The sequence below is a fragment of the Vibrio sp. VPAP30 genome, assembly GCF_001188205.1.
Classification (GTDB): domain Bacteria; phylum Pseudomonadota; class Gammaproteobacteria; order Enterobacterales; family Vibrionaceae; genus Vibrio; species Vibrio bivalvicida.
Genome location: NZ_LBLS01000028.1, coordinates 61,066 through 87,686, shown reverse-complemented (window position 1 = coordinate 87,686; position 26,621 = coordinate 61,066). Strand labels below are relative to the sequence as shown.

The window sequence follows — 26,621 nt, the reverse complement described above, 5'->3', positions numbered from 1 at the left end:
GCTCGTTAGACCTGAATTAGTAGGTTGAGAGCCATGGTTAGATAGCGCTGATCTAATTGGCTACTCTCTAGCGTTCTTGCTGCTGAAGTCAGTATTTGGGAGTCACTTTGATTTGCCAACGCCTTGAGAGTGTCTAACGTTTGATCAAATTGCTCACGATACTTTTCTGGCCTCAATAAGTCAGATTGCGTTAACTTCGGCTTAGCTAGATTTAATAGGTATTGGTCTGAAGGGCGAAGATCATATAAACGTTCCAAGTGTGTCGCTATCGCTTGGCCATCTGGCAATAGCTGGAAACGTTGTGGAAAGTCGTGTTCAGCTTGCTCGGTTGTGAGATGACTAAATGCTTCAATCCCAACATTTAAGGTGCTTATACTATTCATTTTTCAACCACTTCATTGTGAAGTCGAATCAGTAACGCAAACGCTTGTTCTAAAGATGGTATTGTTACCTCCGCACCATTAATTTGCGCCGTGAATACAAGAGTTTCTTCTCCCAACAATCCCGTACGAACGGAAAACGGCCAGCCATTCTCAAAATTGCACAGTGCTAATGCACCTTTAATCAGTTCGCTCGATTGATGCCATGAAATCCCTCTTGAAAGCATCAAAAATATGTTGTCTTGGTGTCTTTCTATGTGGAGAGTTCCGCTAAGTTGGAATGTCAGCTGCACCCGACCAGTTGATGAAAAATCAACCGTATCTAACCCCATCCCTCGACAAAAATCATCCACTGACGAGTCAATCCAATTCATCTTCCCACGCTTCCTCTTCTTCTCTATCGACAGCTTCATCAAGTGCCGTTTGCACCGCACGGATTAAGTTTTGCCTTTGCTCATCGTCTGCGAACACGTCTACAGGTATATGTCGAACCAACTTATGTAACTCACGGAAGAAGCTTATTTTTTGTTCAATCGAGTTTAAGCTCATTGACTCAGCTAACTTCCAAACCGCTTCAGCACCCACCCATCGCTGTTCAACCAAAGCGATGATGTCAGCCATTAAGTCAGAGTCCTGATAGGCCATGGCTCATCCCTTGCGTTTGAAACATTTGGAACAGACCGCGCACCTGGTCCTGAAGCGTGTTTAAGGTCTTTAGCTTCTGCATATCAGACATCAGCAGTTGCAGTTTTACAGAGTCAATCGTGCTACCTTGAACACTCAAATCTGCACTCATGCCTTGCAACATGAACTCCACAGCTGTCGATACTTCCTGCGAACCAAATCGTTCAACAACATCCTGATATGCGGCTCCTAAGCCTTGATAGCTGTGTACAGTGTCCCGATAGAAACCTCTCAACTGATGCAAGCTGCTAAACTCTTGCTCACGACTAAAATCATCTGCAAATTGCGATACGCGGATTTCGGTATCGATCTGACCCCAAGAGTCTGGATTTTGCTCCATCTTCAATAAGGCTTGATCAATAACCGCCAGCAGATGCTTATTATCTGGGCCCGCTTTGAGGTATTCCTTTGCCGCTTTTAACGCTAGGTATTGGTGACTTTTCTCTTCTGAAAATCCATTTAGATAGGTTTGCAGTTGCGCAATCGTAGAAATATTGCCACCAGCCATCTTGGCAGCAAGATCTTTTATTTTTTGGTTTTTCTCTAAATCAGGAACTTTCTTTAGATACTCAGAGACCAGTTCATGAACTTCATTGACGCGTGAACCACTGTCTTTGACTTTACGCTTGCTAAGGTCTTTTTCTGCCTTTTCTGAGCCCAGTGACGTCAACTCCTCCATCGCATCGAATAGCGATTGAGTAGCGTTATGCACTCTGACAGTTTCCCCCCGATAGGTACCTTTGCTACTAGCAATATCAGAGCGAGCACTATCTTGGCTAACTCTCGCGGACGCATCAAATTTCGAATTTGTAGTGACTTGATTATTGATCGTACTCATTCACTCACGCTCTATTTTTCCCAATTTATAGAGCGATTATATGGAGCACCAGCATTCCAAGCTGTCAAAATCAGACGCGTTTTTTTAGGCCTTTTTTAGTTTTCTAAAAACTCCCGACTAATACTCACTATAAATAGAACGTCCTAAAACCTATTCTCGTAATCATCAATCATTGTGCATAAATTTAAGTTTGAACCAGTTTTCCTATATCACCGATATTCAGCAATCAGCTATCAAGCAAACACGACTGATCCAGATCCGGGGTCGTGTTACTCAAGTAACCGGTACGATCATCAAAGCCGTGGTCCCTGGTGTGCGCGTGGGTGAACTTTGCGAACTACGTAATCCTGACCAAACTTTGTCTTTATTGGCCGAAGTTGTGGGTTTCCAACAACACCACGCACTGCTAACCCCACTTGGCAACATGTTTGGTATTTCGTCCAACACTGAAGTAAGTCCGTTGGGGAAAATGCACGAAGTTGGTGTCGGTGAACACTTGCTAGGTAAGATTCTTGATGGACTTGGCCGCCCGTTTGATGGTGGGCAAATGCAGGAGCCTACATCCTGGTATCCCGTCTATCAAGATGCACCACCACCGATGCAACGCAAATTGATAGAAAAGCCAATATCGTTGGGTGTCCGATCAATTGATGGTCTACTTACCTGCGGTGAAGGCCAACGTATGGGTATTTTTGCCGCCGCCGGTGGTGGTAAAAGTACCTTACTTGCCAAACTAATTCGCTCCGCAGATGTCGATGTCACCGTACTTGCTCTTATTGGTGAGCGCGGACGGGAAGTTCGAGAGTTTATAGAACATGACCTTGGTGAAGAAGGCATGGCCCGTTCTGTACTGGTCGTTGCAACATCTGATCGCCCTGCAATGGAGCGTGCGAAAGCCGCTTTCGTGGCGACGTCGATTGCCGAGTACTTTCGCGATCAAGGAAAGCGCGTCCTTCTACTTATGGATTCAGTCACTCGGTTTGCACGTGCTCAACGAGAGATTGGCTTAGCGGCTGGTGAACCACCTACACGACGTGGTTATCCACCGTCAGTTTTTGCAGCATTACCTAAGTTGATGGAGCGTGCCGGACAATCAGACAAAGGCTCTATTACGGCTCTTTATACTGTTTTGGTTGAGGGTGACGACATGACAGAGCCCGTCGCCGATGAAACTCGCTCAATACTCGATGGACACATTATTCTGTCGAGAAAGCTCGCAGCAACCAACCATTATCCCGCGATTGACGTACTACGCTCTGCAAGTCGCGTAATGAACCAGATAGTTGATGACTCGCACAAAGAATCTGCGGCTCATATGCGTGAAATGTTAGCAAAATACGAGGAAGTCGAGTTGCTAATTAAGATTGGTGAATACCAACAAGGTACTGACCCTAGAGCAGATATGGCAATTGCTCAAAGCGAAGACATCCGCACTTTTCTTCGTCAGGGTACTCATGAGCTGAGCGACCTAACTGGCGCGGTTGAACAACTCACAGGAATTGCTAACCAATGATTGCTCAGCTTCTGCACATCAAAAGAATTCGTGCTGACAAAGCCGATAAGGCAGTCCAGCAGCAAGAATACCGAGTGTCCCATGCTTCCGGGATCGTGTTGAAAGCAGAACAAACGGTCAAAGAATACCATCACTGGCGCGAGCAAGAAGAAGAGCGGCGCTTTGCCAAAGCCAAACAGAGCACTGTCTTGCTCAAGGAATTAGAAACGTTAAGACAAGAAATTGCCCTGTTACGAGAACGCGAGGCCGAACTCAAGCAAAAATCGGCAGAAGCAAAGAAAGCACTTGAAGAAGAGCAGCGACTCTTACAAGACAAAAAAAAGGCTGCCTTACAAGCACACAAAACCACCGAAAAATTTATTCAGCTATATGAACAAGAGCAAGCAGAGAAAGAACTGCTAGCACAACATCAAGAAGAACTCGAACAAGAAGAATTTCGCACTGTCGCGGTAATGTAGAGGGAACAATGCAAATTAAGCAAAACATTGACAGTCAGACCCAAAATCCACCTCAAAGAGCACGCTCTCAAAAAGCTTTAGAGCAGGACCCAAATCGCCTGCAATCTCGCTTCGAAAGTGCAATGGCCGACAAAAAACAACTAAGCAAAAAGAAAGCCAGCGACAAAGATTCAGAACAAACGAATACCGTAGAAAGCCTTCCTGCCGATAAGATCAAGCTCTCGTCAAGTCAAGGAGTGAGCTTGCAACTTGCTCAAAGTAATAGTCAAAGACAAGACTCCGATTTGTCACCAAAGGATAAAAATCACAGAAATCCAATGGCGGGAAGCTCTGGTTCTCTGGCCACTAGTAAAGGTGAATCAAATCTCTCTTCCCTAGGCCGTGGAGCATCTAGTGCTGAAGTAAAAGAGATTCCTTTTGAGCTACTAGAAACACATTCAACGCCTAAAACAGAAGCAACGCAAAGTCACTCCTCTAATGCTATGACTCAGGGAGAACTCATTTTAAGAAGCATGACCAGTCAAGCTTCTCAACCAACTCAACGCGAGCTGTCTCACCTCGTCAAACAGCTTGTAGAGCAGATCCAAGTATCACTACCGAATGCCACCACATCGAAAGAGGTGCGCTTGCTTCTCAACGACGGTCAGCTAAAAGGTGGAGAGATCCAAATTAAGTTAGATAACCAAGGTTATAGCGTGACCATCCGTCAAGATAACGCACTTTCAGTCATTAACCAGCAGGCACGCCAAGAATTATCCGAAAGGCTTAATCGTCTTAACTTAGATCAACCAATTAAAATCACCGTCACAGAACAAACAGACCAACAACATGACCAGCAACATTCGCGGCAACAGCGCAGCATTTATGATGAATGGCAGCCAGAGGAAAACTGATGAAACTTGCATTTCCTAAAATCGAAGCCGAAAGCGTTGAACTGATTAATCGCCTTTGCACAAAGCAATGTTACTTCCATGGCGATAATGGGGGGAGCTTATCAATCACTATCGCGGAAAAACCGCAGTTTTCGGGGTATCGACTTACGGCGATAATTGGTAGTCAAACTCTACACATCGACTTGGCATCGGCACAATTACAGCAATGGCTAGGCGATATCCTTAAAGAGACTTCTTTCGACTCACTACCAGATTCGCTTCAGCTTGAGCTACTGGCTGCTCAATTGGAGTCATATGCGCGTGAGTTAAAACAGCAATTTGGGCAGCTTCCAGTTCTAAGCAAGTTGGAACCCATTACGATTGAAAGCAATCAAGAACAAACCTTGATGTTGGCTGCCAAGGGCAACAACAATACACTTTGCCTTTGGCTGAGCCAAGGCAACAACGTTCTCGTCGAAGCTCTGCCAACGCTATCCTCCAAAATCAATCAGCAAATCACTCTGCCTATCTGGTTGTGCCTTGGCACCACTCAATTAGCGGTGAGCGACTTTACTGCTCTTGAACAAGGCGATGTTGTCTTTTTTGACCACTGCTATGTTGCTGATCAGCAAGTTGTTTTTCAGCTATCAGGCAAAAATCTATGGCGATGCAAACTTGAAGACCAAACCATTCAAATACTGGAAAAAGAACCAACTATGAACGATTTACATAACCAAGAGCCAATTACCGAACATCAACAACTTCCAGTTGATCTTACTTTTGATGTTGGTCAGCAGACGATAACCTTAGAGCAACTTACTCAGCTTCAACCGGGCTATGTTTTTGAGTTAGACCAACCAATAACCAAACCGGTTGCATTAAGAGCCAATGGCAAAGTGATAGGTCAATGTGAGCTTGTTAATGTTAACGATAAGCTCGGTGTTCGCTTATTAGAAATTTTCATCGGCGAGAACGCTTAACATGATTCAGCTGCCAGACGAACTCAATCTCATCGTCAGCCTTGCGCTACTGGCGTTGATTCCTTTCATCGCAATGATGGCCACCTCTTTCGTCAAACTTGCGGTCGTCTTTTCATTGTTGCGAAATGCATTAGGTGTGCAGCAAATACCGCCCAACATGGCGTTGTATGGTCTTGCGATCATTTTGTCTATTTTCATCATGGCACCCGTTGGCTTCGAAACCTATGACTATGTAAAGGCAAACGAGATTTCTCTAGAGGATTCAGCAAGTGTTGAAGGACTAATTGAAAGTGGAATGCAGCCCTATCGCGAGTTTTTAAAAAAACATATTCGAGAGACAGAAGCTGCATTCTTCACCGATGCTGCGCGAACTTTATGGCCGCAAAAGTACGTTGACCGACTTGAATCTGACAGCTTATTGCTCTTATTGCCTGCATTTACCGTCAGTGAGCTAACTCGGGCTTTTGAAATAGGTTTTTTACTTTATCTTCCCTTTATCGCCATCGATTTAATTGTGTCAAATATTCTGTTAGCAATGGGGATGATGATGGTATCCCCTATGACCATTTCGCTGCCTTTTAAACTGCTGCTATTTGTACTACTTGATGGTTGGACCAAGTTAACTCACGGTCTCGTGTTGAGTTACGGTTGACAAGGTACCTAGCTATGAATCCTTCAGAAATCATTCACTTTACGACACAAGCACTAACACTTGTCTTGGTACTATCGCTGCCTCCCATTTTAGTTGCTGCCTTTGTCGGTACTTTGGTCTCACTGATACAAGCGCTGACTCAGGTCCAAGAGCAGACTCTCGGATTTGTCGTCAAACTGATCGCAGTCATCATTACTCTGTTTGTTACTACCCAATGGCTAGGTGCGGAGCTGCATTCATTTGCCGCACTTACAATGGATAAGATTCCGCAGATACGATGAACTACGAAGATCTCCATCAAGCTTTATTTGTTTACAGCTTAGCGCTACCTCGAATGATGGCGTGTTTTATCTTTTTGCCTATTTTAAGCAAGCAGATGCTAGGTGGCACTATGGTCCGCAATGGTGTCCTGTGCTCACTGGCGCTATTTACTTTTCCAATCATAAACCAGCACGCCTTACCTGCCGAGATTGATGGGCTATGGATTATGGTTATCCTCGGCAAAGAGATCTTATTGGGTCTTTTGATTGGCTTTATCGCAGCGATTCCATTTTGGGCCGTAGAAGCTAGTGGCTTCTTGATCGATAACCAACGCGGTGCTGCGATGGCGGGAATGTTTAACCCTACATTAGGGTCACAATCGACACCAACAGCCGTTTTGTTGACTCAAACACTCATCACCCTCTTCTTTTCTGGTGGTGGCTATATCGCATTTATGTATGCGATTTTCAAAAGTTATAACTCATGGCCCGTTATTGATTTCTTTCCAACGGTAACCGACGCTTGGGTAACATTCTTTTACGGACAGTTCCAGCAAATGTTATGGCTTGGAGTCTTGATGTCTGCACCATTAGTATTAGCGATGTTCTTATCAGAGTTTGGGCTTGCACTCATTAGCCGATTTGCCCCTCAGCTCAACGTATTCTTCCTCGCTATGCCAGTTAAAAGTGCCGTTGCTAGTGTTTTACTGATTTTTTATCTCGCTTTGATGATGGATCATTATCAAGACCTGTTCCCCAATATCACCTTGTTTGTCGAACTACTAAACCCCATTTGGCTAAGCCACTAGGATTGAGATATGAGCGGTGAAAAAACTGAACAACCCACCCCGAAAAAACTTCGTGACGCGAGACAAAAAGGCCAGGTTGCCAAAAGCCAAGAAATCGTCTCTTCCTCGCTGATACTTGTGCTCATTGCTGTACTGTTTGCATTCTCAGATTATTACCTTGAACACATTTCCGCCCTGTTGCTACTTCCCAGTGAACTGGCCTATCAAGGCTTTCAAGATGCGTTGCTTGATGTCGCCATCTCGATTGCTAAAGAAATGGCTTACCTCTTGGCTCCAATCATTCTTGTCGCAGCGCTCGTTGCAGTTTTCGCCAACATGGGCCAATTTGGTTTTCTGTTTACCGGAGAATCTGTTAAACCTGAAATCAAAAAAGTGAACCCTGTCGAGGGGGCAAAGCGGATTTTTTCACTCAAAAGTGTTATCGAATTTATTAAATCGATACTTAAAGTCAGTCTGCTTTCATGCATTATTTGGGTTACCCTTCGCGGCAACCTGAATACATTGCTACAAGTCCCTACCTGTGGACTAAACTGCGTTCCAACCATAGCTGGCGTGTTGATTAAACAGCTTATGATTATCTCTTCCTTCGGGTTTATTGTGATTGCTGCAGCTGATTTTGCTTACCAAAAATACGATCACACCAAGAAACTGAAAATGACTAAAGACGAAGTTAAGCGCGAATATAAAGAAATGGAAGGTAGTCCAGAAATCAAAAGTAAACGCCGTCAATTACACCAAGAACTTCAGGCATCTAACCAACGTGAAAATGTTAAGCGTTCCAACGTATTAGTAACGAACCCTACCCACATCGCCATCGGTCTCTACTACAAAAAAGGAGAAACCCCTCTTCCAATCATCACTTTGAAAGAAACCGATGCCATGGCAAAACGTATGATTAAAATCGCACAGGAAGAAGGAGTACCGGTTATGCAGAAGGTTCCTCTAGCTCGGGCACTTTACGCCGATGGCCAACTTGATCAATACATCCCCGGAGATCTGATTGAGGCAACAGCAGAGATTCTAAGGTGGGTAGCTTCTTTAGATTCAGCAGAAGCCAACTAATAAAGCCCGTCAAAACATAGAGTTACATATATTAAAAAGGAGCTTTCGCTCCCTTTTTTATACCCAACCTTCTGCTAAATAGAGCAACCTTAATTGGCTTGGTGAGCCCAATCTCTTCAGTGCATCAATTTGCTCATCTGTTAAGTTAGGACTCTTATCTAGCATTACGCGGCCATTGGGGGCGTCTAATGGCAATTTATAAGTCAACTTTTCATTGATCTGATCCGCCTTACCTTCGTCTAAGCAACGTACTGCCGGCATCAACCAGTTCCAATCTTCGTCGAGAAGTTTTTTCAGTGCGCCCGTCGCCACTTTCTCTGTTTCGCTAGGTTCATCTTCTTCGCTAAGCTTCAATATAGCATCGGTGTCTGGGACCAAATGTTCACTAGGTGCCGAGCCGAGCATTTTCTTTAATGCTAACCGAGCATTCTCCATCTGTTTAACTTCTGCTGGAGCATCAGAGCCCGTCAAGTTTGTGTCTTCTTTTGGCCCTAGATAAACCATAAGAGCTCTCACCGATGCGGCGTCTTGCATACTAAAAGTGAAGTTTCCTTTTGTGTTGGCAACCTCAAGCCTTGGCAACACGCCTGAATTGGCCTCCTCAGCCAATGACTCAGTTGCTTCCTTGTTTAGAACATAACTGCTAGCCTGCCCCGCAACAAAGCCGCCACCGCTAATAATACCCGACGCAGCAACAGTTCCGATTGCTTCCTTAGCTAAAGGAAGTACACCTGCTGTAGCCACCGGAGTTACGCCAAATGTGCCGAGTCCTCCTGTTGCCATTCCTAACGTGGCACCTATCCCTCCTTCAGCAGACAGTTTTGCATGACCAATGGCAAGCGCTTGCTCCATTGGTAAAGATAAACGTTGGTCTCGTCCTGGCAAGTGCGAAACCTGCTCTAATTGGTGATGATATGCCTCAGCATCCCCGTTGATAGAAGCTTTGTACAATTCTCGACCGGTAGCGACAATCAACCCCACTCCTGGTAATAGCATGTTAATAGCCACATTAACCCCGGGCCCTTTTAGCTTGTCTTTCACCATCTCTATCAACTCAGCACTAAATCCGTCCATCTTACCCGGATACTGGGTCTCTAAGCTCGCTTGAAGTCGAGCATCTTTGCTTATTGCATCAAAATTATTTTTGAGCTCTTGGTAAGTATCTCCATCAACTTTAACTTCATCTAAAAGGCTGACAACCTCTAAGATTTTTCTTTCTGTCAGAGGCTCCCCTCGATACCCTGAAGGGCTAACAAGAGAGTAGGCCAACATAGCCGTATCGTACTTTTCTTCCTTTATCAGTGCTTGCTTTAAGTCTAAATGGGTTTTTATATTCTCTTGAAAGTACTTGTTGTATTTTTGCTTAAGCACATTTTCGCTAATCGCAGCGTATTTATGCCCTTTATGGAATGTCGATGGCTCTTTAACCTCACCTTTTTTACTGATTACACGGTCATCTTTGGCAGCCGCAACCGCACGGAACTGGTCTAAATCTGGTACACTAGCTTGGCCCACTTTCACTGGATTCACCATAATATCTTCCTCTATACACGTAGTTGCTGAGCAAAGGTTTGTTGGTTTGATTCACTGAGCGGAATATCACGGTCTAACATGGAAAACCGCGCTGACCACTCCGAGCTTTGTTGATTGAATTCGTCGAACCACTGGGTGAGATTTGCTGCATCTAACATTTCTAGAGCTTTTCGACCAAACAGAATGACTTGACGTCCATCTGGTGATATGGCGAGATTCAGGCCGCCGCAACCTAACCCATAATAATTTGCTCTTGCCAACAGCTCTAAACCTCGGTTCCTTAAGCTACCCTGCTTTGGCAGTGCACCCACACGAGCAGATAACAAAAGTTCATTATCTTCTGTCGCGATAAAATAGAGCAGTGTGCGGTCGTCGACAAGCAACTGACAACGACCATTATTTTCAATAAGCAGTGGTGGAAGCTCATTGAGAGAACAGAATTCATCAAGTAAGCGTTGTATTGATTTCATAGTTTTTCCTTTTTGTTTCACTGAAATCCATTGAACAACGATTACTTATTGAACGATGTCGTAAATAGCTCTAATTTTGTTACTTTCGGCAATGCGCTGTGATACTTACCACAAAACTATAAAGCTGATTTTTGCAGCAGTTTGTAGGTTATTTATACAAGAAAGACTTTAAAATGGCGTTTCCGTAACCAATACATGGAAGAGTTGCAGAAAGATCTGGACGAATGGATGGACTACTACAACTATCATCGTACTCATCAAGGAAAAATGTATTGCGGTAGAACACCTGTAGAAACAATAGACGATGGGAAATCAATCTGGGCTGAAAAAATCTAGCCCAGATATAATCTGACAGGCACCAAGTCGAAAAGTGGGTAACTGTCAGGTCAGAATTAGTACAATTTAGCAGCTTCACGAGCAAACGCTTCAAGTGCTTTCTTGTCCATACTATCCACCCTTAGCCTTGAAGGCTTAAGTTTAGACAGTTACACAGAATTCAGGACAGTCTCTTTTTCATTTTTCAACCTTAATAAGCACTATCACTTTATGTCACCGCGCTTAATTACACTATGCACATATGGAATTATTTATAATCATAAACAACTTTGTTTATATCTCCTCCTTGGGCGATAAAACCAACTTTATCACCTTCTACATGGTGTCTTCCATTCACTTTTTTTGAAAAAGTATCCACTCCATCTCTAACACCTTCCAATTTTGATTCACTGGTTCTTCCAACTACATTTGTTCTTCCTTTTACCTCTGCAACAATACCTAGCTCTAACAGCTCTTGTGTTAATTTTTCGGCGAAGCTGTCATGAAGTTCGTCGGGGTTATAGTTTGAAATTCTCTGGGCCTGTGCAAGTGTTGTACTTCCTTTAGGAAGACACCCATATCCACTCCCACTGCTACTAGGCCAGACAATGTCAACTCTGCTATTATCAGCCCTCAGCTCTAGTGCTTCCTTACGGTTGTTAACAAGTACCGACGATGAGCTTCCTCCATTACATGCCATAACACTCACAACAAGCGGTTTTCCTTTATATTCAGATTTTGATCGTGTAATTGCCTCGGCAATACCTTTAGCATAATCTTGAGCTGTTATTCTCACACCTTTGTCACTGACTATCGAACTGGAGCCCGGGGAACAGTGTCCAACAATATAAACTCTAGAGTTAAAAGTAATACCTTTGAGATTATCTGGAATGCTAATAACATTTGATTTCAAACTTACAGATTGAGTTTTTAAGGCGCTTGACTTAGCTTTCAAAGCAATACCCTCTGCTGACTTTCCTGAACCAGAATCTAAAATAAATTGTTGATCATATTTTCTTGAAGCGTTATTTGTGCTGTCGCCTCCAGCAGGAGGTGGTGTAGCACTTCGCGGAGGAAGCGGTGGTGGTGTGGCACCTCGCGGAGGCAGCGGTGGAGCTTGTTGACGCATCGCTGCTTCCAGTAAAACTTTTGCATCTCGGAGAGTCAATTGATCACTATTTAACCCGACAAAACGACTTTCCCCACCAGTAGCTTGATGCAAGACAAAGTTGTTCTTACCAAAGCGAGAAGCACTGTTGAATAACTCAGCCTGTTCATTCTTGTTGAGGATGACGTTCGATGCGTGCTTCAGCACCTCTGTAGCAAAGGTTTTTTCTGTATCTCTCGCACCACTTGAGACTTTAAGTCCTTGAAATCTACCTTCAGTATTTGGAGCTACATTTCCTTTTAGTTTACCCGTTGCGTCACCATTGTGTTCGGCTAGTTTAGTGACCTGAGTGTGCAATTGTTGAATCGATAATGCCATATTGACCTCGATATTGTGGAATTCAGCCATCATGTTAAGGGGTTATTCTGGCTCTAGTTTGCATTTTTGGTCGCTAATTTTTATTTTAGGTCTCAAAAGACGAATGCCTACAAAACCACAGCCACGAGTAACAAATGACTAAGAGTTTTTTTGATAACTTCATGGATATTCTTTACAAGGTGGTCAAATCACATGAACGAAAGATTTAAAATGGTTATAGACGATTTAGGTAGGCTTCTAGAAACAGAACTGACTATAGAAGGAGGTCTATCCAGTTTAACTTTTGAAAACCAAAACGTCGTGCACCTAGCTCCTATTAGCGAAGACCAGTTGGTTATTTTTATGAGTGCTGGCACGCTGACTAGTGAACAACAAGCAGTGCTGCTACTTAGACAAAACTTCTTTTCTTCGGAGTTTTTTCAACCGCGTATCGGTTTATCTCAAAACAACGATCTCGTAATTTGGAGTCAATACCGAATCAATGAACTCGATGCTCCAGCAATAAACCAAATTCTTGAAAATCTCTTGGATTTTGCTCAGGTTTTATCTTCGGAGGAACCGATATCGACAGATTTGCCTCCATTATACTCAAGTTTGATGGTTTGACTTTAAAGAGTAGCACCAACATCATAATGATCAGCACTTAAAACTCATCATGTTAGTGCAGAGATAGCAGCTACATTTATTGATTAGACCATTGGCATTATTTGTTTTCTAGACAAAAAAAGAGTGGCGACAACCACTCTCTATTTTGTTCACAACGCCTGTTTTACTCGTAAAATGACGAAGGCAGTACATACAGTAGTAAAACTGCACCAGTCACTTTAATCACGTTCTCAGAATCATTGACCAAAGCGGCAGGAGTCGCCATTACTTTTCTTGAAATCCTACTGATATCGCTTTCTCGAACAAAACATGCCTTCTCTACTTCTTGTGGCGGTTGTACACAAACCGAACTAATATTTTGAGCTTTCAGTACGGCTTCAACATCTTCGCCAGCATAAGTTGGCAGAACTTCAATATAATCAGGCTCCGTTTTCGACCAGACCTGTACCGTAGATGAGCAACCTGCAATCATGGCAAGTGCCACAACTAGCAACCCTTTCACTCTTCGTGCTGCCTTCACAATTTTTCGTCCTTAATTTTGTTATCAAGCAACTCTTGCCCTCAGATTGAATAGGTTCATCCAATCCAATAAATCGTGATATTCAAACTTGGCGAGAGCAATAATTGGGTTGTTTAGTTACAGGGCGTTTTGACGTTCACTAAGTTGCTTTTCCATAGCCTGCTTTAACGCCTGCAACTGACCATCAATACTTGCGTCGATGATGCCGACTTCCGTTTCAAGGATACAGCCACCGTTTTTTAGACGCGCATCGGCAACGACTTCAACGTATCCTACTTCTGGAAAGTCACTCAATACCGATGAAACCTTTTCTCGGACGTCAATGACTTGTTCTGGATGAACATGTAAAATCACTTGCTTTTGGTTACTGACCAATTGTAAAGCTTCACGCACAACACTTACCGTCGTATCAACGTCATCAAAGGTATCGATGATCTTGCGTACAGCATCAAGCACCACGCCGGTCATTTTTTGCTCTACCTGAAGGTAGTAATCATTACATTTAGCTAGGGTCGCAATCATGGTCTGGGCGTTTTCAATTTTCGCCTTTTGTAACCCATCTTGGTAACCACGTTGTTTTTCACTTTCGTAAGCCTGCTCAGCACTCTCAACAATGCTATCTGCTTTAGCATGCGCAGCTTCAACCAAGTGCTGGGAGTCTAAGTAGCTCAAGTACTCTCGAGCTTTTAGTACTTTCAACCCCGGTGCGAGTTGTAAGTTGTCTGTTTTTATTTCAACAAATGAAACCATTGGGGAATAACCTGCTTTGCGATTTTTTTAGTTAGTCGATATGCCAAATCACGCTGACTTTCTTCTAGCCAAGCAACATTTGATGAGAAAGTGAAATCTGACTGTTTGAGCTTAAAACGCCATCGCTGTTGGATATTGTCCGGAGAGTTTTTTAGGATAAAGCTAAACCAGACCAAGCCTAGCTGTAGCGCGCGCTCCTGGATGCTCACGCTGTCAAATTGACTAGGTAATTTGTGTTGCCACCCTTCTGGCCAATCAGAAAGTAGCATTGGACCTTGTTGAATACAGAATTGCACCCCCTCAGGCCCAAACACCGTATTTAGATGTTGCTTTGGCTCCTTGAGTATAACTTGACGCATTGCAATGCAATGCAGCACACCGCCAACCATGACTAACAGTTTCTTAAGTGCTTCAGGTGGCAAAAGTGCCATACTGTTTGTCGGTATATTAAAAGTCGACTCGGAAATGGGCGTCAATGCCCACTCTTTTAGCGCCCAGTTGTTAAGCATTGGTCTATGCCTCCAACCATCTAGGTTTTCTATCCAAGACTGCTTTTCGGTAAGCCAGCTACTGTCCATGTACTGACACGGGCAGTAGTTGAACTGGTGGACAACCTGACTAAGCGGTGTTTCTGGGTTAGCCACGTTTTACATTCCTACGGCACCAAAGATAAGTTGCCATATTCGTTCCAATCATTAACGCCACCATAAAAAGAAGAATGACAACAAAATTATCTACCGAGTCTTTTGTTAGTTGAACAGACAAGATGCTCTCAAACTGATTCCCCTGAGGAGTGATTCGAACCTCTGCAGATGGTACCATTACGACACTAATACGATCGTAATTAAGGCCCTCTATACTGTTGTTGACTAGCAACTTTATCTGCGGCACGTACGAGTCTAATGCAACATCGGCAGCATGCTTGATGAATACAGAGGCTGAAGCTGGCGTTGGACGCTCTCCAGGACGTAGATCCTTTTCTTCGAGAACCACATGCACTCGCGCAACAAGTACCCCATCAATCTGAGAAAGTGTCGACGATAATTCCTGAGACTTTGCATAGATTAGACGCGCACGCTCTGCCAATGGTGATGAAATTAAGTCATCTTTAGGGAATACTTCTTTTAGTGTTGAAAACTCTTCACGTGGATAGCCTTTGCGCTTAAGTGCATCTACCGCGAACGCTATTTGCGAGCTATCCACCATCAATTTTACCGTGTTGTCTTTACCTGGCTCTTTGGTCGCTACAACGCCTTCAGACAGCAAAATAGATAACATCTCGTTACCTTCTTTCTGGCTTATATTCGTGTAAAGCTCAGTTTGACAACCTGCAAGAAACACAACCATAGCCAAGGCGAATACACGCAATTTATTCATCATTTCTTACTGAGCCTTTAATAGGGTTTCTACGTTTTGAGTGGTTTTGCCAACTGTCTTGGCAATCAACTCTTCTTGGAAAGTAATACGCGTCAGCGCCCATTGCATTTCTAGCAGTTTCGCAGGGTTGTCTCCTACCGCTTCCATGCTGTCCTGCAATGAACTTTTAGCATTGTCGATATTTGACTTTAGTTCACTGATGTTTTCTAACAAACCACCCTCTAGGCCATTATTGCTTTCAGGTAATGACATTGCTTGATCGAAACGTTCACTGAGCCCATCTTCTATTTGGGCGTCTTGCACCTGCTCTAGGCTTGTTTGTACTACTTCAGTGTATTGCGTGTTGATCATATGACCTCCTACGACAAATCTAACTTATGGCTATGAGTGAGCATGTTTTTGACGATGGCATTTTTTGAAATAACTAGGCTCAACTCTTGGCGAACCAAATCAACAACGGGTTTCATCTCCGGAACCGCTTTAAGCTCATCCCAAGCATGCCAAAGGGCTTGTTCCTTATGAGCACTCAGAGAATACTTCTCTGATAGCATTTGTCTAAGCTGATCGCTACCGGTAGGTGGTACATCTCTGAGTTCACTTGCGAAGTCCCCTACAAGCTCCTGTTTAAGCATATTCAGTAAATTCGAATTTGCTTCTTCTGTCCCTTTTAACGACTTCTCTTTGTTGTAGGCGTACCACAAAGCTTCTTTTTGCGAAGCAAGTTCGGGAAAAGCTTGTTTTAGCTCCGAGATCAAAGCTTGTCGACTAATATATTGCTGAGGCTTAATATTCTCATACCAAGCTTTAACCATGGAAGCGTCACTAGAAGCTTGAACAACAGGCGGATTTGTTTCTTTTTTGACGCTTTTTTCTTGCTGCGTTGATTCCGTCATTAACGAACTCATTCGCTCTTCATCTTGGCGTCGATACGCGCTTAGCTCATTTCTGCTCTTTGGGTCAGCAGCTTGCAAGCTTGAGTCAATGATCATCCAAAGTTCCTAAGATCATGACAAAAACTTTCAGCAAAGGCTTTACTTTGTGATCTCCCATTCGCTGCTTGTTGCAACCAATGCTCAGCCTTACTAGACAAACCCGCCTTACCCGCAGCCAAGGCAGCAAGAGGAATAAGAGATGCATGAGCAGAACACAATGAAGCAAGATGCTGCTCAGCTTGTTCATACTTGCCCCTATTCATTAAGCTCATCGCCAAAATCATCGCCACCACCTCTTCAGTCCCTTCTTCCTGTTCGAGGCACTCGACAATTGATTGAGCTTCTTTATGACAGTGCGTACCTGTAGCCATCAAAGCCACTGCAGCCAAAAGCTGACGCATTTCTCTTTCCATCAGTTACACCTTTTGTAAAATAGACTGCATCACATCTTTAATTGCTCTGGTCGTTGTAGAGTTGATGTTGTAGATAACTGACCATTGGTTGATGGTGTGCTGCAGCTCAGCTAGTTTCGAAGGATCGTCCGCGTTGGCTGAGAGATTATTGATAGCGGTGGTCACATTAGTGTTTGCCGTTGCAGCCTGATCAGTAAGTTTTTTCTTAACTTCGTCGAGGTTGACTGTACTGGTACCAGTATAAAAAGATGTCATAGTATTTCTCCTTAACTTAGCCGGGAAACGTAGTTTTCAAGGACTGCCTGGGCAGCTATATACGCTTCGTGTTGCTTGGTTAATTGTTGATATTGCTGAGGATCACACCCCTGATCTAGCTTTCGCTTGACAGAAGTTTGCGCTTGGAAAAGTGTCTCCTTAAGCTTCTTCACTTCAGCTCCAGTTGGATCGTTATTTAAGATTTGTTCAAGATCTGTCATTGTTATTCTCTTTTGAATATCCGAGTTCAATATTGATGACCTGTCCACCTTTCACCAATTCAATTCCGTCAGGTGTTACACTTGAAATGCGATAGCCTTGAGGGGTTCGGGAACCCACCATATAACGAACATTGTCTGTCAAAATGACATACGGCACCTGACCAAAATTCACGCTGCGAAATGGGAAATCAACGTTACTTCCTTTGCTAACTTTTGGGATAGATTTCAAAACCAAGTACGGTTTTTCACCATACTGTTCCCTGAACTCTCTAGTGACGCTGTAAAAGCGTGTCGTCTCAATATCATCTAGCTCACCGCGCACTTCCACGCGATCACCACTGGTAACGATTTGGACTTTTTTGAGTAAGGATTCTTTTTCAAGCAGCTGCTTCAGCGTATCCATATACGCCCCTGCCCGCTGTAACTCAACCTTCCACGCAACAAGACCGGGGACATCCCTTTCTAGAATCTGTTCGACTTGACTCCAACGGCTCGCATCATCGATGTATCCTGTTAGCAGCACGGTCCCTGTTTCATCACCGTTCTCAACTTTGACTTGGTGATAACCTAGATTTCGAAGGATAAAGCGAACTCCGCGACGGATCTCTTCCATGGTGCGTAAATCGCTTTTATAGTTAATCCCTAGTAAGTCTATTCGACGCAATAGCTGTAGTTTTTGGGCACTATCGTCGACATATCCTTCGAGTACCGCTTGGTGAACGTTCGCATTCCATTCTACACGCACATCATCTAGCCCAAGTTCTTTCAAAATATCCCGAACTTGAACAATTGGTTCCGCTTCAGTGGTAATCTCGTTGGCATTACTATTCGCCTGGCTGTACCACATACCCGCAAGAATCGCGCTCGGCAACATACTGCACACAACACCAATCAATAGAGATCGTTTCCAACTCGAAGTTCTCGTCACCTTGTTGGATATCTCTTTGGTTACAGTTTCTGTTTCACGGCCCAAGATTGCCAAATCATCACCTGCATGTCCGATAGCAAACTGAACTACCCCGACAGAAACCAAACTGCCGCGCTCTAGTTCAACTCCTTCTTCAACAACATCGACCTGCTCACCCTGTAGCGAAGCGTCGCTACAGCCTTTCAAGATGACATTCTCTAACGTACATTCAAGCGTAAGGTGATGACTCTCAACACCCGCGTCTGAAAGTACAAGGTCAGCACCAAAGTCATCATTTCCTAGCACCAATGAACCTTGAGGCAAAGGGACCTCTACTCCGGAATGCACCCCGGATAAGATACGAATTTTCCATTGCTCCATTCTTATCAAAGCTCCTTAGCTGGGCGCATACAGTGTGGTTCTGAATCGCATTGAGTCACTTTAACTCGCCAACCCGTTTGTCCGGTTGGTAATTCACACTCTGACAGTAGTGAAGATTGTTCGCTTTCAAGTAGATACATTTGGTGACGCTGTGCTTGTTCTAACGTCGAGCAACTATATAGCTCTACTGCAGACTTAAACTGTGTACTGTTGTTGGAGATATTGTTTAACTGTCCAATATGAGGACGCAGATCGTGTTCATTGCCAATAAGAACATTGTCGCCAATGCCATCTACTACGATGCGTGGCTCAATGATGAACATTCGAACAGTGCGACGAGTTGTATTAGTGTTGCTTCTGAACAAGGCACCTAAAAATGGGATATCACCAAGTAATGGTACTTTGCGTAACTGATGGCTGACTTCATCACGATATACACCACCAATCAGCAAACTCTGCCCTTGCTTCACGGTCGCTAAGGTGCTGATTTCGGTCTTTCGTACTGAAGGCAGGTCATCAACACTACCATCAGGGATCTCTGAACCATCTTCCAAATGCAGGCTTAAGTTGATTTCTGGACGCTCAGCGAAACGATCGCCAACAATACGTGGCACAATCCTCAACAAGGTTCCATAAGTCACTTCTTCAAGAGCTGTCGTCTCTTTGCCTAGCAATTTCACGTAAAATGTATTGCTATGGTTAAGGACAGCCTCTACATTTTCTTGCGTTAATAGTGTCGGTCTCGACACCACTTGGGCACTCCCTTGAGATTCCAGCAAACGAATTTGGGCTAGCAAATAATTTAAGTTACTTGCATCAAGCAGGGATTTAAAGGTCGCGCCGCTGCCCAAAGTAACATCGCCACCAGCGACATCACCTGTTGTTTTTATATCGATAATGCTGTTGTTACCGACAGACACTCCTGCTCGCCAATCTACCCCTAGCTGGCTAATGTCATTTGCACTTATATCCACGATCGAAAGAGCAACTTCGATTCTTGACTGTGGTTGATCTAGCTGGGCAATTAGCTTGCGATATAAAGGAAGCCTCGCTTGAGTGTCGCGAATAATAATCGCATTTAAACCTGGTTCAGCTTCAACTGTAGCACCACCATGTACTGACGCTGGCTTAGCTATCGCATCTTGGCTTTCGCCACCCTCCCCGTCGGTCTTGGCACTTGAATCTACAACCTGTGTTTGTACACCTGATACTAATCGACGAAGCACTGCTGCTATGCCTGGTACAATAACTTTCTGGTCTCGGTAAGAGATCTCTCGATCAGTTGCTGAAGCATATTTTAATGGGATCAGCTCAACATAAAGTTCATCAGTAGAATTTGCCTTCTGTAACAATCGGCTCTCTAGCGCTTCCGCTGTCTGAACGATTAGATCGACGTAACGCGGTGGTCCTGCAAGATAAATAAGGCCTTTGCTCTCTACAGCTCGCCAACGATAACGAGGATCCCAAACCCCAGTTGAAATTAGCGTGCTTCGTAAATCTCGCGCTGTTAAAAGCTCAAGCTGGAGAAGCCGTGAACGAGTTTCTGTCGCCTTGTATACATGTAGTACAGCACCGTCGAAATACCACATTAGGTTGTAAACCTGTGCCAAGTAATCTAAGAACTCGGTTGGCTCTTCTGGTGTAAATCTCCCACTAATTTTTTCACTGATTTTTTCACTGACAGCAACCGACACACCATAGTTTGCGCCAAAGTTATTTAATAACTCTTTTAGAGAATCATTATCAGCAAAATAGCGAAACGGGCGCTGTGGCCAATCGAGTGGGGCAGCCAATAAACTTGTTGAACCAACAGACAACAAAAGAACTGCTAAGCTGAGTTTGGCAAGCAATGTTCTCATGGCAGCCACACTGTATGATTAATTGCACGGTTTACACGTTCATGCTCTAGTATTTCACTGTAGAATTCACACATGTTAACGTGTTGGGAGAGCAGTGAAGGAAAAATCACTGAAGATACTTGATCAAACGGAGCCTTACCTTGTAACACTAAACGCTGCTCCTTATTTAGAGTTAACGTATCTCGGCCATCACGTACTGTTTTTAAAGACAACTGCATACAACGTTTAAGCATCTGTTCACTTTGATAGTCTAAATCTTTATCAAAGTGGAAAGGCAATTCGGTTTCCCATAAAATCCAAGACGAATGTTGTTTAACTTCGACGTTAAACTGGTCAACTTCAATCTCGTATATGCCATTTTCATTGGGCGCAAAAGCCCTAACCTCTAGCGTATTTGCTAGAGATTTCATTATTTGATTTAGCATAGTTATGCCTTTATTAAATATGACTCATGTGATTGTAAGCTTGACCACACTGACCACTTTGAACATCAAAGTAATACAGATCTACGTCACCTACCGATTTCATGTCTTGGAACCATTGCCACAGTTTCGCAACCGCGTTTAAATCACGATATATGTGGTCACATGCTTCCCAAACTTCCCGAAGTTCAGGGGCGAGTCTACTCGCCTGCTCACACCATGCCTGCCATGCTGCGAAGAACTCTGGAGATGTCAGCGCGTGCTCAGACAATGCTTCTAATGCATTGAGGCAAGGCTGCCACTTTTCCATCATAAGACGATGTGACTCTGCGGCCTTCTTGTGCGTATCTTCAAGGGTTTGAAGTTGCTCTTTCACCTGTTGTTGTTGAGACTTTATCAATTCGAGTTGCTGCTTTACGTATATAGCACTCGCTTCTTGGCCCAACAGCTTTTCCCAGTAACTGCCTTGAATCTGAAGTTGGTTAGCTAGTTGCTCAATTTCCACCACATCCAGTAACACACTTTGGTCAGATTGGTGATTTACCCATTCAGCAATAGCGCAGTGCAGACATAATGTCAGTGATTTCGGGCTAGCTAGGTTATATCGATAACCGACATGTTGATTGATATATGCCACGCGCTGTTCGTGGGTTGTAAAGATCTGACTTGCACCCAACCTCGAACCTATTTCTAAGAACAAACGCATAGCAAATCTATCCAACGGCACACTAAGCTTTTCATAAGTCTTAACTAACTGGCTTGAGCACAAAGCGTCAATTACATCTCTATTTAGCAACCTTTGTAATAGAGATAGCTGCTCAGAACTCAAGACACCTTCGCTTAGGAGCTGACGGTGACTGACATTAACAACATTTTTACCCTGCGTTTGCTTAGCGGCCTCTTGGTATCGAGCCCCTCTCTGCAAAACCGTGACCTTCCTTTTTGCCACAGAGTTGTCTGGAAAAAGCGAACGGCGTCGCCAATGCTGCTTTTTCATTTTCGTCTTCTTTCTCCGCACTTCTTTCGTACACTCCTGAACGAAAGAGGTGAAATTAGTATTGAATATTAGTTTCTATGCTGATGATAATATAATGACTTGCAAACCGACACTTGTAATAAAAGTCAGAAAATTTTAGTCACAAGTCATTTCATTCTGCGATTGCGACCATTTCTTCACCTGATCGCACTTTACTCGGCGTTGTACCAAAACGACGGCGATAGCTCTGAGTAAAATAAGACTGGCTAGAAAAACCTGCCTCCATCGCAATATCGACAATACTCATCTTACTCGTTAACAATAGCTTGTGCGCATACAGGAGGCGGCGCTCGCTAATCCAAGCTCGCGGGGACATACCATAGTGCTCATTAAAAAGCTCTTTGAAAGTCGTTAGGCTTGCACCAAACTCCTGAGCATAATCATTGAGCTTCCATTCTTTCAGATAATGCAATTCCATAAATCTACGTAGCCTTTCTGACGTGCGATTCATCTGTTGCGAGAGCAAAGCATAGAGCTGCTCTCCTCCCTCACTATGTAATAGCAGGATCAACATTTCTTCGTATTTTAATCGCATAATTGCACTTGGATAAGATTGCTCTTCCAGCGCTTGCATACCCGAAATAACTTGCTCCAGTAGAATATTTAAGCCAAAGGGGAAAAGCCCCATAATAGCCTTATCCGACTTTGGCAATGTCATTAGCAAATCGCTATGTTTTTGTAATAGCTGGCTCACCAGCTCATTTTCAAATTCTATGATCATCGATTGGTATTCTTCACCAAGAGTCGAGTATTCAAACAAATAATCGCCTTGAGACAAAAAAATTCCACTACCAGCAAGAACATTAACTGTACAATCTCCAGTTTGAACTTTTAACTGACCGCTACGAACAATAACAATTTGAGAATGATCTGAATGAAATACCTCATCAAAGCTTTCCTGAGTTGAAAACCTGTGAGTTTTTTCAAAACAAGCGCCGAATTTATCCGTGTTTAATTGGCCTGACACATTCATTTCCTAACCTTCATCATATTCACTCCTTGTTTTAAAAGCACAGGAGTTCCAAAGCACCATCAGTTAGCGATAACACCCTAATAATGCATTAGTAATTTAAGAAGAAAAGAAAAGAGCACAGTAAGTTAGCAACCAACTATACCCCCCCGTATTTAAAGCAAAATGCTCAAAACCCCCGCTTTCAAGCGGGGTAAATAAAACTAAATATGCGAGTTCCCTGAGTTAGATTATTGGTATTACAGGGAACGCTAATTTTTGTATTTAATTAGTATTAACTAAAGTTATAACTACTGAGAGTTATATTAATAACTTTGGTTTATTATTAGAACAAAATGAAATTACTTAACACTACATTCTCAAACATGAGACACAGGGGTATGCAAGCGCACACGCACTCAAAATTTCATTCCAGTCAAGCCAACTTGTCCGATAACCGAATTATAATCACAAAGTTAGCAACTTAGGCAACAATCATAAGTGATAAATTTCACTGTCCCGATGAGCTAAAAAGTCAAATGTATATCATTTAGATGAGTAAAAATCATTTCATATGAGCACATATTAAATATAAGAAAACCTTATTTTAGTAGCCACTAATTAAGAAAACACAAATTAACCAACCACATCGTTCCGGTTTTGTTGTTAATTTTTTGTTGAGCTTAACACTATATCAACACGTCTCTCACCAGGTTCAAAATGATATTCAACCAAGCTTTGAGCAACTACGCTTCCTTTATCTAACAGTCTTGCTCGGATTTTCATATTCCCATCACCAGCCTGAAGAGGTGAAATCAAAAATGAATACTGAATCGGCAATTGAACCCCTTTATACTCTTGCTCTGCCGACGTTAGACACCTATTATCAACCACTTGACACATATCCACTTCTACTTTAGTTACAACAGGTGAAAAATAATCATCTATAGAGATCCAACCGTACACCTGAGCTTGAGACTTCTTACTAAAAGTATCCGTATTCGAAATGGACTGACTGCATCCACTCAAAGCAACCAGAAATACTAGACCGGACCATAAAGGCTTTTTCATTCAAAAAAATCCAAGTTTAAGTAAATTAGAGGGAATTGGTGTAAATTTATACAGCCACGTTGCTAAAATCAACCTTTTAGATTGTAGATTTGAACAAGGTGCACGCCTTAAAAAACAGATCCGGTTCATTGTGCGTCGTATAAGTAATTGTCAATTCTTTGTATTTACAAATAATAATATCATTAGATACAGATCATTTTTCTGATAATAGAGTCTCTCAGTTTTGAATTAATTAATAAGAACATTTCAATAAACAAACCATCAATAACATACCGCATACAAAAACAAACACTATCACTTAACTCTTTGAAAGCATTACCTGAACGATGAAACTTGGTGCACAATTATTGAGTATCCATATAAAAAACACTCAGTCTCGACCAAAATATAAAAAACTACACCAAATAATGATAAACAAGAATGCCGCTCTCACATATGTTCATTGAGAAAAACGAAAATAAGGATCCTACATATGTCAGCACGCCAGAAAATAGATGAGGTGCTAACTCAATTTGCTCATCAAATAGGCTTGCCTGAATTACGCTTAACTGATAATGAACTCAGTCTTGCATTTGATGATGCAATACGAGTTCACTTTTTATATCACCCTGATCAGGAAACACTTCAAATAGAAGCAGAGGTGGTCAATTTAGCTGTGCTCAGTAGCGACCTTTGCCGTTCTTTGCTTGCTTTCAATCATCACTGGCCAGAGTACGAGCTCTTTTTTAGTCTCGACAACAATAGAAACGTCTTGTGTCTACATAAACTACTAAGTAGTGAAAAGCTTGATTATGCTTACTTCGAGTCTGCGCTAGCTGAACTTATTACACAGTGTGAGTCTTGGGAGTCACTATTGACAGCCTTTGAGACTCCGGAGCAAAACCTTGGCTTGCCAAATACTGCAGACTTAAGGGTGTAAGAGTACTATGTCGAATGATATTCAACCCACGAGAAACAACGCTCATGTTTTTACCTTAGACACGTCAACAGAGCGTAATAACGTATCAAAGAAAACCTTTTATGGCCGCTCAGTCACTTTACTTGGCTCTTCGGAACGTAAACAACACAAGGCTCAAGCGAAAATATCACTTAACAAGCAACTAAATCAGCTAAGTAATCTTGCACTTAGCAGCACTGTACTTAGTGATGATAAGCAGTTTGCAATCAACTCGCTCTATAAACGAAAAGTAGAAGTTCTTTGAGAACTGTGAACAGGTTTTCAAATAAGACAGGCTAAGTTAGCGCAACCGCTTTATCTCTATGCTCAATGGTGATTGGACTTAGGAGGTAAGCAGACAGATAGCACTATTAGCCTCAATCTCTTGACCTCTGGAAAGCAAAACGTTTATCTAGACTTAAAATTCCGTTAAGCTGTAATGACTTCGATACTACGGATTACTCAATTGATATTTAGCCGCTCCATTCTTTCAGTGTTTGCTTTCTCCTGCCTTGTTATTTTGAGCAGTAGTGCAGTGGGCATGCAAGCAAGTGAGCAAAGTATCGAGCTAATATCATCCAAACTGATTAACGACCAAAACCATTACCAGATTAGTCCCATTAAGTGTCCAGAGTTAGATCAGTATCACCAAGCTTCAGCCCATCATTGTTGTGGCTCGACATGTCTACTTAAATTGACCAACAACCAATCCATATCAACAGCGCAACTTTCTCTGCCAATACTTGCTCCATTAGATTTAGAAGATATAGGTAAAGCTATCACGCGCGCTCGTACTTTGTTCCGCCCTCCAATCGCTTAGTTCCCATCTTCACAAACTCTTACCGCGCTCAATGCGTTAAGAATTCATACCCAAAATAGTTGTAGCTGCATCTAGGCGGCGAGCCTGATCACCCCAATCAGCATAGGTGTTGTATTTGGTTTGCTGGGCAGCTTCAAATATGAACGGGATAAAGCTATTTGATAATCGGAATTTATATAGGAATAAGCGATGAAAAAGCTATTTACTCTTTTTTCTTCTTTGATTGTTGCCTTATCGGTACAGGCTGCACAATTTGAAGAAGGGACACATTACAAAGTATTAGACACAGACAAATCGGCAACACCAAAAGTCACAGAGTTTTTCTCATTCTACTGTCCTCATTGCTACAAATTTGAACCTGTGGTTGAGAACCTAAAAGCATCTCTGCCTGAGAATGCAAAGCTGGAAAAAGTCCATGTTGCGTTTATGGGCTCTAACATGGCTGTTCCGATGGCTAAGTCTTACGCAACCATGGTTGCTTTAGATGCTGAAAAAACTATGGTTCCTGCTATGTTCAAACAGATCCATGAACTACGAAATGCGCCAAAAGATGAGCAAGCGTTACGCCAAATCTTTATTGACAATGGAATTGATGCAGAGAAGTTTGATGCAACATACAACAGTTTTGTGGTCAATTCCATGCAGCGCGGATTCGACAAACAGTTCGCAAACAGCACCCTCACAGGTGTCCCAGGTGTCTTAGTTAATAATAAGTACATTGTAAAAGCGGACCAAATCCGTTCATTTGAAGAGTACAATCAGTTGGTAAACTACCTTCTGACTCTTTAAGACTATACACCAAAGAAATCAAAAGCCAGAGCATCTTGCTCTGGCTTTTTAGATTTCTCCAACT

Annotated in this window: 35 protein-coding genes and 1 pseudogene; 14 read left to right on the top strand and 22 right to left on the bottom strand. The window is 42.9% G+C overall.

What is annotated here, in order from left to right; translation table 11 throughout:
• Positions 1-5: 5 nt before the first annotated feature.
• From vscX to sctW, 4 genes are read right to left on the bottom strand one after another with little or no spacing between them, the layout of a single operon-like run.
• On the bottom strand, positions 6-383 hold the full coding sequence (gene vscX / locus ZX61_RS12750; protein WP_049845011.1) for a type III secretion system protein VscX: 378 nt from the start codon (positions 381-383) through the stop codon (positions 6-8).
• A complete protein-coding gene (gene sycN, locus ZX61_RS12745; protein ID WP_049845010.1) occupies positions 380-754 on the bottom strand; it encodes a type III secretion chaperone SycN in 375 nt (124 codons plus the stop codon). The genes vscX and sycN overlap by 4 nt, the downstream gene beginning before the upstream one ends.
• Positions 741-1,025 (bottom strand): TyeA family type III secretion system gatekeeper subunit, encoded by a 285-nt coding sequence (locus ZX61_RS12740; RefSeq protein ID WP_049845009.1) that lies wholly within the window; start codon positions 1,023-1,025, stop codon positions 741-743. Before ZX61_RS12740 ends, sycN begins: the two co-directional genes overlap by 14 nt.
• Entirely contained in the window at positions 1,006-1,902 is an 897-nt protein-coding gene (sctW, locus tag ZX61_RS12735) for a type III secretion system gatekeeper subunit SctW (protein ID WP_049845008.1), read from the bottom strand. Before sctW ends, ZX61_RS12740 begins: the two co-directional genes overlap by 20 nt.
• Positions 1,903-2,092: 190 nt before the next feature.
• On the opposite strand from sctW, the gene sctN reads away from it, so the two are divergent.
• The 8 genes from sctN to sctU are packed head-to-tail and all read left to right on the top strand — an operon-like array spanning position 2,093 to position 8,508.
• Complete coding sequence (gene sctN / locus ZX61_RS12730; RefSeq protein ID WP_049845007.1) at positions 2,093-3,415, top strand: type III secretion system ATPase SctN; 1,323 nt, start codon at positions 2,093-2,095, stop codon at positions 3,413-3,415.
• Positions 3,412-3,873, top strand: a complete 462-nt coding sequence (gene sctO, locus ZX61_RS12725; RefSeq protein WP_049845006.1) for a type III secretion system stalk subunit SctO — start codon at positions 3,412-3,414, stop codon at positions 3,871-3,873. The genes sctN and sctO overlap by 4 nt, the downstream gene beginning before the upstream one ends.
• Positions 3,874-3,881: 8 nt before the next feature.
• Positions 3,882-4,766, top strand: a complete 885-nt coding sequence (locus tag ZX61_RS12720; protein ID WP_049845005.1) for a type III secretion system needle length determinant — start codon at positions 3,882-3,884, stop codon at positions 4,764-4,766.
• The gene (gene sctQ / locus ZX61_RS12715) at positions 4,766-5,725 is read left to right on the top strand and encodes a type III secretion system cytoplasmic ring protein SctQ (RefSeq protein ID WP_049845004.1); all 960 of its coding nucleotides are present in this window, start codon (positions 4,766-4,768) and stop codon (positions 5,723-5,725) included. Before ZX61_RS12720 ends, sctQ begins: the two co-directional genes overlap by 1 nt.
• A gap of 1 nt (position 5,726) precedes the next feature.
• The gene (gene vscR / locus ZX61_RS12710; protein WP_004749292.1) at positions 5,727-6,377 is read left to right on the top strand and encodes a SctR family type III secretion system export apparatus subunit VscR; all 651 of its coding nucleotides are present in this window, start codon (positions 5,727-5,729) and stop codon (positions 6,375-6,377) included.
• 14 nt (positions 6,378-6,391) lie between these two features.
• A complete protein-coding gene (sctS, locus tag ZX61_RS12705) occupies positions 6,392-6,658 on the top strand; it encodes a type III secretion system export apparatus subunit SctS (RefSeq protein WP_004745567.1) in 267 nt (88 codons plus the stop codon).
• Positions 6,655-7,446, top strand: a complete 792-nt coding sequence (gene sctT / locus ZX61_RS12700; protein ID WP_049845003.1) for a type III secretion system export apparatus subunit SctT — start codon at positions 6,655-6,657, stop codon at positions 7,444-7,446. Before sctS ends, sctT begins: the two co-directional genes overlap by 4 nt.
• A 9-nt stretch (positions 7,447-7,455) precedes the next feature.
• Positions 7,456-8,508 carry a type III secretion system export apparatus subunit SctU gene (sctU, locus tag ZX61_RS12695; protein ID WP_049845002.1) on the top strand — a complete coding sequence of 351 codons (1,053 nt, stop codon included), beginning with the start codon at positions 7,456-7,458 and terminating at the stop codon, positions 8,506-8,508.
• Positions 8,509-8,565: 57 nt separating this feature from the next.
• On the opposite strand, the gene ZX61_RS12690 is transcribed toward sctU, so the two are convergent.
• Both ZX61_RS12690 and ZX61_RS12685 read right to left on the bottom strand, forming a co-directional pair.
• On the bottom strand, positions 8,566-10,041 hold the full coding sequence (locus ZX61_RS12690) for a hypothetical protein (RefSeq protein WP_049845001.1): 1,476 nt from the start codon (positions 10,039-10,041) through the stop codon (positions 8,566-8,568).
• Between the two features lie 11 nt (positions 10,042-10,052).
• Entirely contained in the window at positions 10,053-10,511 is a 459-nt protein-coding gene (locus tag ZX61_RS12685) for a type III secretion system chaperone (protein WP_049845000.1), read from the bottom strand.
• Positions 10,512-10,706: 195 nt separating this feature from the next.
• On the opposite strand from ZX61_RS12685, the pseudogene ZX61_RS24095 reads away from it, so the two are divergent.
• Positions 10,707-10,847, top strand: a pseudogene (locus ZX61_RS24095) (IS481 family transposase); the annotation flags it as partial.
• 247 nt (positions 10,848-11,094) lie between these two features.
• Here ZX61_RS24095 and ZX61_RS24710 read toward each other — a convergent pair.
• The gene (locus tag ZX61_RS24710) at positions 11,095-12,312 is read right to left on the bottom strand and encodes a hypothetical protein (RefSeq protein WP_082173485.1); all 1,218 of its coding nucleotides are present in this window, start codon (positions 12,310-12,312) and stop codon (positions 11,095-11,097) included.
• 192 nt (positions 12,313-12,504) lie between these two features.
• On the opposite strand from ZX61_RS24710, the gene ZX61_RS12675 reads away from it, so the two are divergent.
• Positions 12,505-12,918 (top strand): CesT family type III secretion system chaperone, encoded by a 414-nt coding sequence (locus ZX61_RS12675; protein WP_049844998.1) that lies wholly within the window; start codon positions 12,505-12,507, stop codon positions 12,916-12,918.
• Positions 12,919-13,081: 163 nt separating this feature from the next.
• Here the strand turns inward: ZX61_RS12675 and ZX61_RS12670 are convergent, their stop codons facing one another.
• The 15 genes from ZX61_RS12670 to ZX61_RS12600 all read right to left on the bottom strand — a co-directional run bounded on the left by ZX61_RS12670 (position 13,082) and on the right by ZX61_RS12600 (position 24,011).
• Positions 13,082-13,438, bottom strand: coding sequence for a hypothetical protein (locus ZX61_RS12670; RefSeq protein WP_150114998.1), 357 nt, complete (start codon positions 13,436-13,438; stop codon positions 13,082-13,084).
• A gap of 117 nt (positions 13,439-13,555) precedes the next feature.
• Positions 13,556-14,188 carry an HrpE/YscL family type III secretion apparatus protein gene (locus ZX61_RS12665; protein ID WP_049844996.1) on the bottom strand — a complete coding sequence of 211 codons (633 nt, stop codon included), beginning with the start codon at positions 14,186-14,188 and terminating at the stop codon, positions 13,556-13,558.
• Positions 14,167-14,832, bottom strand: coding sequence for a SctK family type III secretion system sorting platform protein VscK (vscK, locus tag ZX61_RS12660; RefSeq protein WP_049844995.1), 666 nt, complete (start codon positions 14,830-14,832; stop codon positions 14,167-14,169). Before vscK ends, ZX61_RS12665 begins: the two co-directional genes overlap by 22 nt.
• Positions 14,825-15,568 carry a type III secretion system inner membrane ring lipoprotein SctJ gene (sctJ, locus tag ZX61_RS12655; protein ID WP_049844994.1) on the bottom strand — a complete coding sequence of 248 codons (744 nt, stop codon included), beginning with the start codon at positions 15,566-15,568 and terminating at the stop codon, positions 14,825-14,827. The genes vscK and sctJ overlap by 8 nt, the downstream gene beginning before the upstream one ends.
• Positions 15,569-15,571: 3 nt before the next feature.
• On the bottom strand, positions 15,572-15,916 hold the full coding sequence (gene sctI / locus ZX61_RS12650) for a type III secretion system inner rod subunit SctI (protein WP_004745577.1): 345 nt from the start codon (positions 15,914-15,916) through the stop codon (positions 15,572-15,574).
• 8 nt (positions 15,917-15,924) lie between these two features.
• Positions 15,925-16,554, bottom strand: a complete 630-nt coding sequence (locus ZX61_RS12645) for a YopR/YscH family type III secretion effector (RefSeq protein ID WP_049844993.1) — start codon at positions 16,552-16,554, stop codon at positions 15,925-15,927.
• Positions 16,551-16,910, bottom strand: coding sequence for a YscG family type III secretion system chaperone (locus ZX61_RS12640; RefSeq protein ID WP_049844992.1), 360 nt, complete (start codon positions 16,908-16,910; stop codon positions 16,551-16,553). Before ZX61_RS12640 ends, ZX61_RS12645 begins: the two co-directional genes overlap by 4 nt.
• Before the next feature lie 3 nt (positions 16,911-16,913).
• Positions 16,914-17,165, bottom strand: a complete 252-nt coding sequence (sctF, locus tag ZX61_RS12635) for a type III secretion system needle filament subunit SctF (RefSeq protein WP_049844991.1) — start codon at positions 17,163-17,165, stop codon at positions 16,914-16,916.
• A gap of 11 nt (positions 17,166-17,176) precedes the next feature.
• A complete protein-coding gene (locus ZX61_RS12630; RefSeq protein WP_049844990.1) occupies positions 17,177-17,386 on the bottom strand; it encodes an EscE/YscE/SsaE family type III secretion system needle protein co-chaperone in 210 nt (69 codons plus the stop codon).
• Entirely contained in the window at positions 17,373-18,674 is a 1,302-nt protein-coding gene (gene sctD, locus ZX61_RS12625; RefSeq protein ID WP_049844989.1) for a type III secretion system inner membrane ring subunit SctD, read from the bottom strand. Before sctD ends, ZX61_RS12630 begins: the two co-directional genes overlap by 14 nt.
• A gap of 5 nt (positions 18,675-18,679) precedes the next feature.
• Entirely contained in the window at positions 18,680-20,533 is a 1,854-nt protein-coding gene (gene sctC, locus ZX61_RS12620; RefSeq protein WP_049844988.1) for a type III secretion system outer membrane ring subunit SctC, read from the bottom strand.
• Entirely contained in the window at positions 20,530-20,958 is a 429-nt protein-coding gene (locus tag ZX61_RS12615) for a YscB family type III secretion system chaperone (protein ID WP_049844987.1), read from the bottom strand. Before ZX61_RS12615 ends, sctC begins: the two co-directional genes overlap by 4 nt.
• Before the next feature lie 13 nt (positions 20,959-20,971).
• Positions 20,972-21,952: a T3SS regulon anti-activator ExsD domain-containing protein gene (locus ZX61_RS12610; protein ID WP_049844986.1), complete on the bottom strand. Its 981-nt coding sequence runs from the start codon at positions 21,950-21,952 to the stop codon at positions 20,972-20,974.
• A gap of 151 nt (positions 21,953-22,103) precedes the next feature.
• Positions 22,104-22,964 (bottom strand): helix-turn-helix transcriptional regulator, encoded by an 861-nt coding sequence (locus ZX61_RS12605; protein WP_049844985.1) that lies wholly within the window; start codon positions 22,962-22,964, stop codon positions 22,104-22,106.
• A 642-nt stretch (positions 22,965-23,606) separates the two neighbouring features.
• On the bottom strand, positions 23,607-24,011 hold the full coding sequence (locus ZX61_RS12600; protein ID WP_049844984.1) for a YscW family type III secretion system pilotin: 405 nt from the start codon (positions 24,009-24,011) through the stop codon (positions 23,607-23,609).
• A 472-nt stretch (positions 24,012-24,483) separates the two neighbouring features.
• Here ZX61_RS12600 and ZX61_RS12595 point away from each other — a divergent pair, with 472 nt between their 5' ends.
• From ZX61_RS12595 to ZX61_RS12580, 4 genes are all read left to right on the top strand, one after another.
• On the top strand, positions 24,484-24,930 hold the full coding sequence (locus ZX61_RS12595) for a CesT family type III secretion system chaperone (RefSeq protein WP_049844983.1): 447 nt from the start codon (positions 24,484-24,486) through the stop codon (positions 24,928-24,930).
• A gap of 7 nt (positions 24,931-24,937) precedes the next feature.
• Positions 24,938-25,213 carry a T3SS regulon translocated regulator ExsE2 gene (gene exsE2, locus ZX61_RS12590; RefSeq protein WP_049844982.1) on the top strand — a complete coding sequence of 92 codons (276 nt, stop codon included), beginning with the start codon at positions 24,938-24,940 and terminating at the stop codon, positions 25,211-25,213.
• Positions 25,214-25,387: 174 nt separating this feature from the next.
• Complete coding sequence (locus ZX61_RS12585; RefSeq protein WP_049844981.1) at positions 25,388-25,768, top strand: hypothetical protein; 381 nt, start codon at positions 25,388-25,390, stop codon at positions 25,766-25,768.
• A gap of 189 nt (positions 25,769-25,957) precedes the next feature.
• Complete coding sequence (locus tag ZX61_RS12580; protein WP_049844980.1) at positions 25,958-26,557, top strand: thiol:disulfide interchange protein DsbA/DsbL; 600 nt, start codon at positions 25,958-25,960, stop codon at positions 26,555-26,557.
• Positions 26,558-26,621 lie beyond the last annotated feature (64 nt).

Coding starts and splice junctions, on each gene's coding strand:
- vscX (WP_049845011.1), bottom strand. CDS start 383: ATGAATAGTATAAGCACCTTAAATGTTGGGATTGAAGCATTTAGTCAT.
- sycN (WP_049845010.1), bottom strand. CDS start 754: ATGAATTGGATTGACTCGTCAGTGGATGATTTTTGTCGAGGGATGGGG.
- ZX61_RS12740 (WP_049845009.1), bottom strand. CDS start 1,025: ATGGCCTATCAGGACTCTGACTTAATGGCTGACATCATCGCTTTGGTT.
- sctW (WP_049845008.1), bottom strand. CDS start 1,902: ATGAGTACGATCAATAATCAAGTCACTACAAATTCGAAATTTGATGCG.
- sctO (WP_049845006.1), top strand. CDS start 3,412: ATGATTGCTCAGCTTCTGCACATCAAAAGAATTCGTGCTGACAAAGCC.
- ZX61_RS12720 (WP_049845005.1), top strand. CDS start 3,882: ATGCAAATTAAGCAAAACATTGACAGTCAGACCCAAAATCCACCTCAA.
- sctQ (WP_049845004.1), top strand. CDS start 4,766: ATGAAACTTGCATTTCCTAAAATCGAAGCCGAAAGCGTTGAACTGATT.
- vscR (WP_004749292.1), top strand. CDS start 5,727: ATGATTCAGCTGCCAGACGAACTCAATCTCATCGTCAGCCTTGCGCTA.
- sctS (WP_004745567.1), top strand. CDS start 6,392: ATGAATCCTTCAGAAATCATTCACTTTACGACACAAGCACTAACACTT.
- sctT (WP_049845003.1), top strand. CDS start 6,655: ATGAACTACGAAGATCTCCATCAAGCTTTATTTGTTTACAGCTTAGCG.
- sctU (WP_049845002.1), top strand. CDS start 7,456: ATGAGCGGTGAAAAAACTGAACAACCCACCCCGAAAAAACTTCGTGAC.
- ZX61_RS12690 (WP_049845001.1), bottom strand. CDS start 10,041: ATGGTGAATCCAGTGAAAGTGGGCCAAGCTAGTGTACCAGATTTAGAC.
- ZX61_RS12685 (WP_049845000.1), bottom strand. CDS start 10,511: ATGAAATCAATACAACGCTTACTTGATGAATTCTGTTCTCTCAATGAG.
- ZX61_RS24710 (WP_082173485.1), bottom strand. CDS start 12,312: ATGGCATTATCGATTCAACAATTGCACACTCAGGTCACTAAACTAGCC.
- ZX61_RS12675 (WP_049844998.1), top strand. CDS start 12,505: ATGAACGAAAGATTTAAAATGGTTATAGACGATTTAGGTAGGCTTCTA.
- ZX61_RS12665 (WP_049844996.1), bottom strand. CDS start 14,188: ATGGTTTCATTTGTTGAAATAAAAACAGACAACTTACAACTCGCACCG.
- sctJ (WP_049844994.1), bottom strand. CDS start 15,568: ATGATGAATAAATTGCGTGTATTCGCCTTGGCTATGGTTGTGTTTCTT.
- sctI (WP_004745577.1), bottom strand. CDS start 15,916: ATGATCAACACGCAATACACTGAAGTAGTACAAACAAGCCTAGAGCAG.
- ZX61_RS12645 (WP_049844993.1), bottom strand. CDS start 16,554: ATGATCATTGACTCAAGCTTGCAAGCTGCTGACCCAAAGAGCAGAAAT.
- ZX61_RS12640 (WP_049844992.1), bottom strand. CDS start 16,910: ATGGAAAGAGAAATGCGTCAGCTTTTGGCTGCAGTGGCTTTGATGGCT.
- sctF (WP_049844991.1), bottom strand. CDS start 17,165: ATGACATCTTTTTATACTGGTACCAGTACAGTCAACCTCGACGAAGTT.
- ZX61_RS12630 (WP_049844990.1), bottom strand. CDS start 17,386: ATGACAGATCTTGAACAAATCTTAAATAACGATCCAACTGGAGCTGAA.
- sctD (WP_049844989.1), bottom strand. CDS start 18,674: ATGGAGCAATGGAAAATTCGTATCTTATCCGGGGTGCATTCCGGAGTA.
- sctC (WP_049844988.1), bottom strand. CDS start 20,533: ATGAGAACATTGCTTGCCAAACTCAGCTTAGCAGTTCTTTTGTTGTCT.
- ZX61_RS12615 (WP_049844987.1), bottom strand. CDS start 20,958: ATGCTAAATCAAATAATGAAATCTCTAGCAAATACGCTAGAGGTTAGG.
- ZX61_RS12610 (WP_049844986.1), bottom strand. CDS start 21,952: ATGAAAAAGCAGCATTGGCGACGCCGTTCGCTTTTTCCAGACAACTCT.
- ZX61_RS12605 (WP_049844985.1), bottom strand. CDS start 22,964: ATGAATGTGTCAGGCCAATTAAACACGGATAAATTCGGCGCTTGTTTT.
- ZX61_RS12600 (WP_049844984.1), bottom strand. CDS start 24,011: ATGAAAAAGCCTTTATGGTCCGGTCTAGTATTTCTGGTTGCTTTGAGT.
- ZX61_RS12595 (WP_049844983.1), top strand. CDS start 24,484: ATGTCAGCACGCCAGAAAATAGATGAGGTGCTAACTCAATTTGCTCAT.
- exsE2 (WP_049844982.1), top strand. CDS start 24,938: ATGTCGAATGATATTCAACCCACGAGAAACAACGCTCATGTTTTTACC.
- ZX61_RS12585 (WP_049844981.1), top strand. CDS start 25,388: ATGACTTCGATACTACGGATTACTCAATTGATATTTAGCCGCTCCATT.
- ZX61_RS12580 (WP_049844980.1), top strand. CDS start 25,958: ATGAAAAAGCTATTTACTCTTTTTTCTTCTTTGATTGTTGCCTTATCG.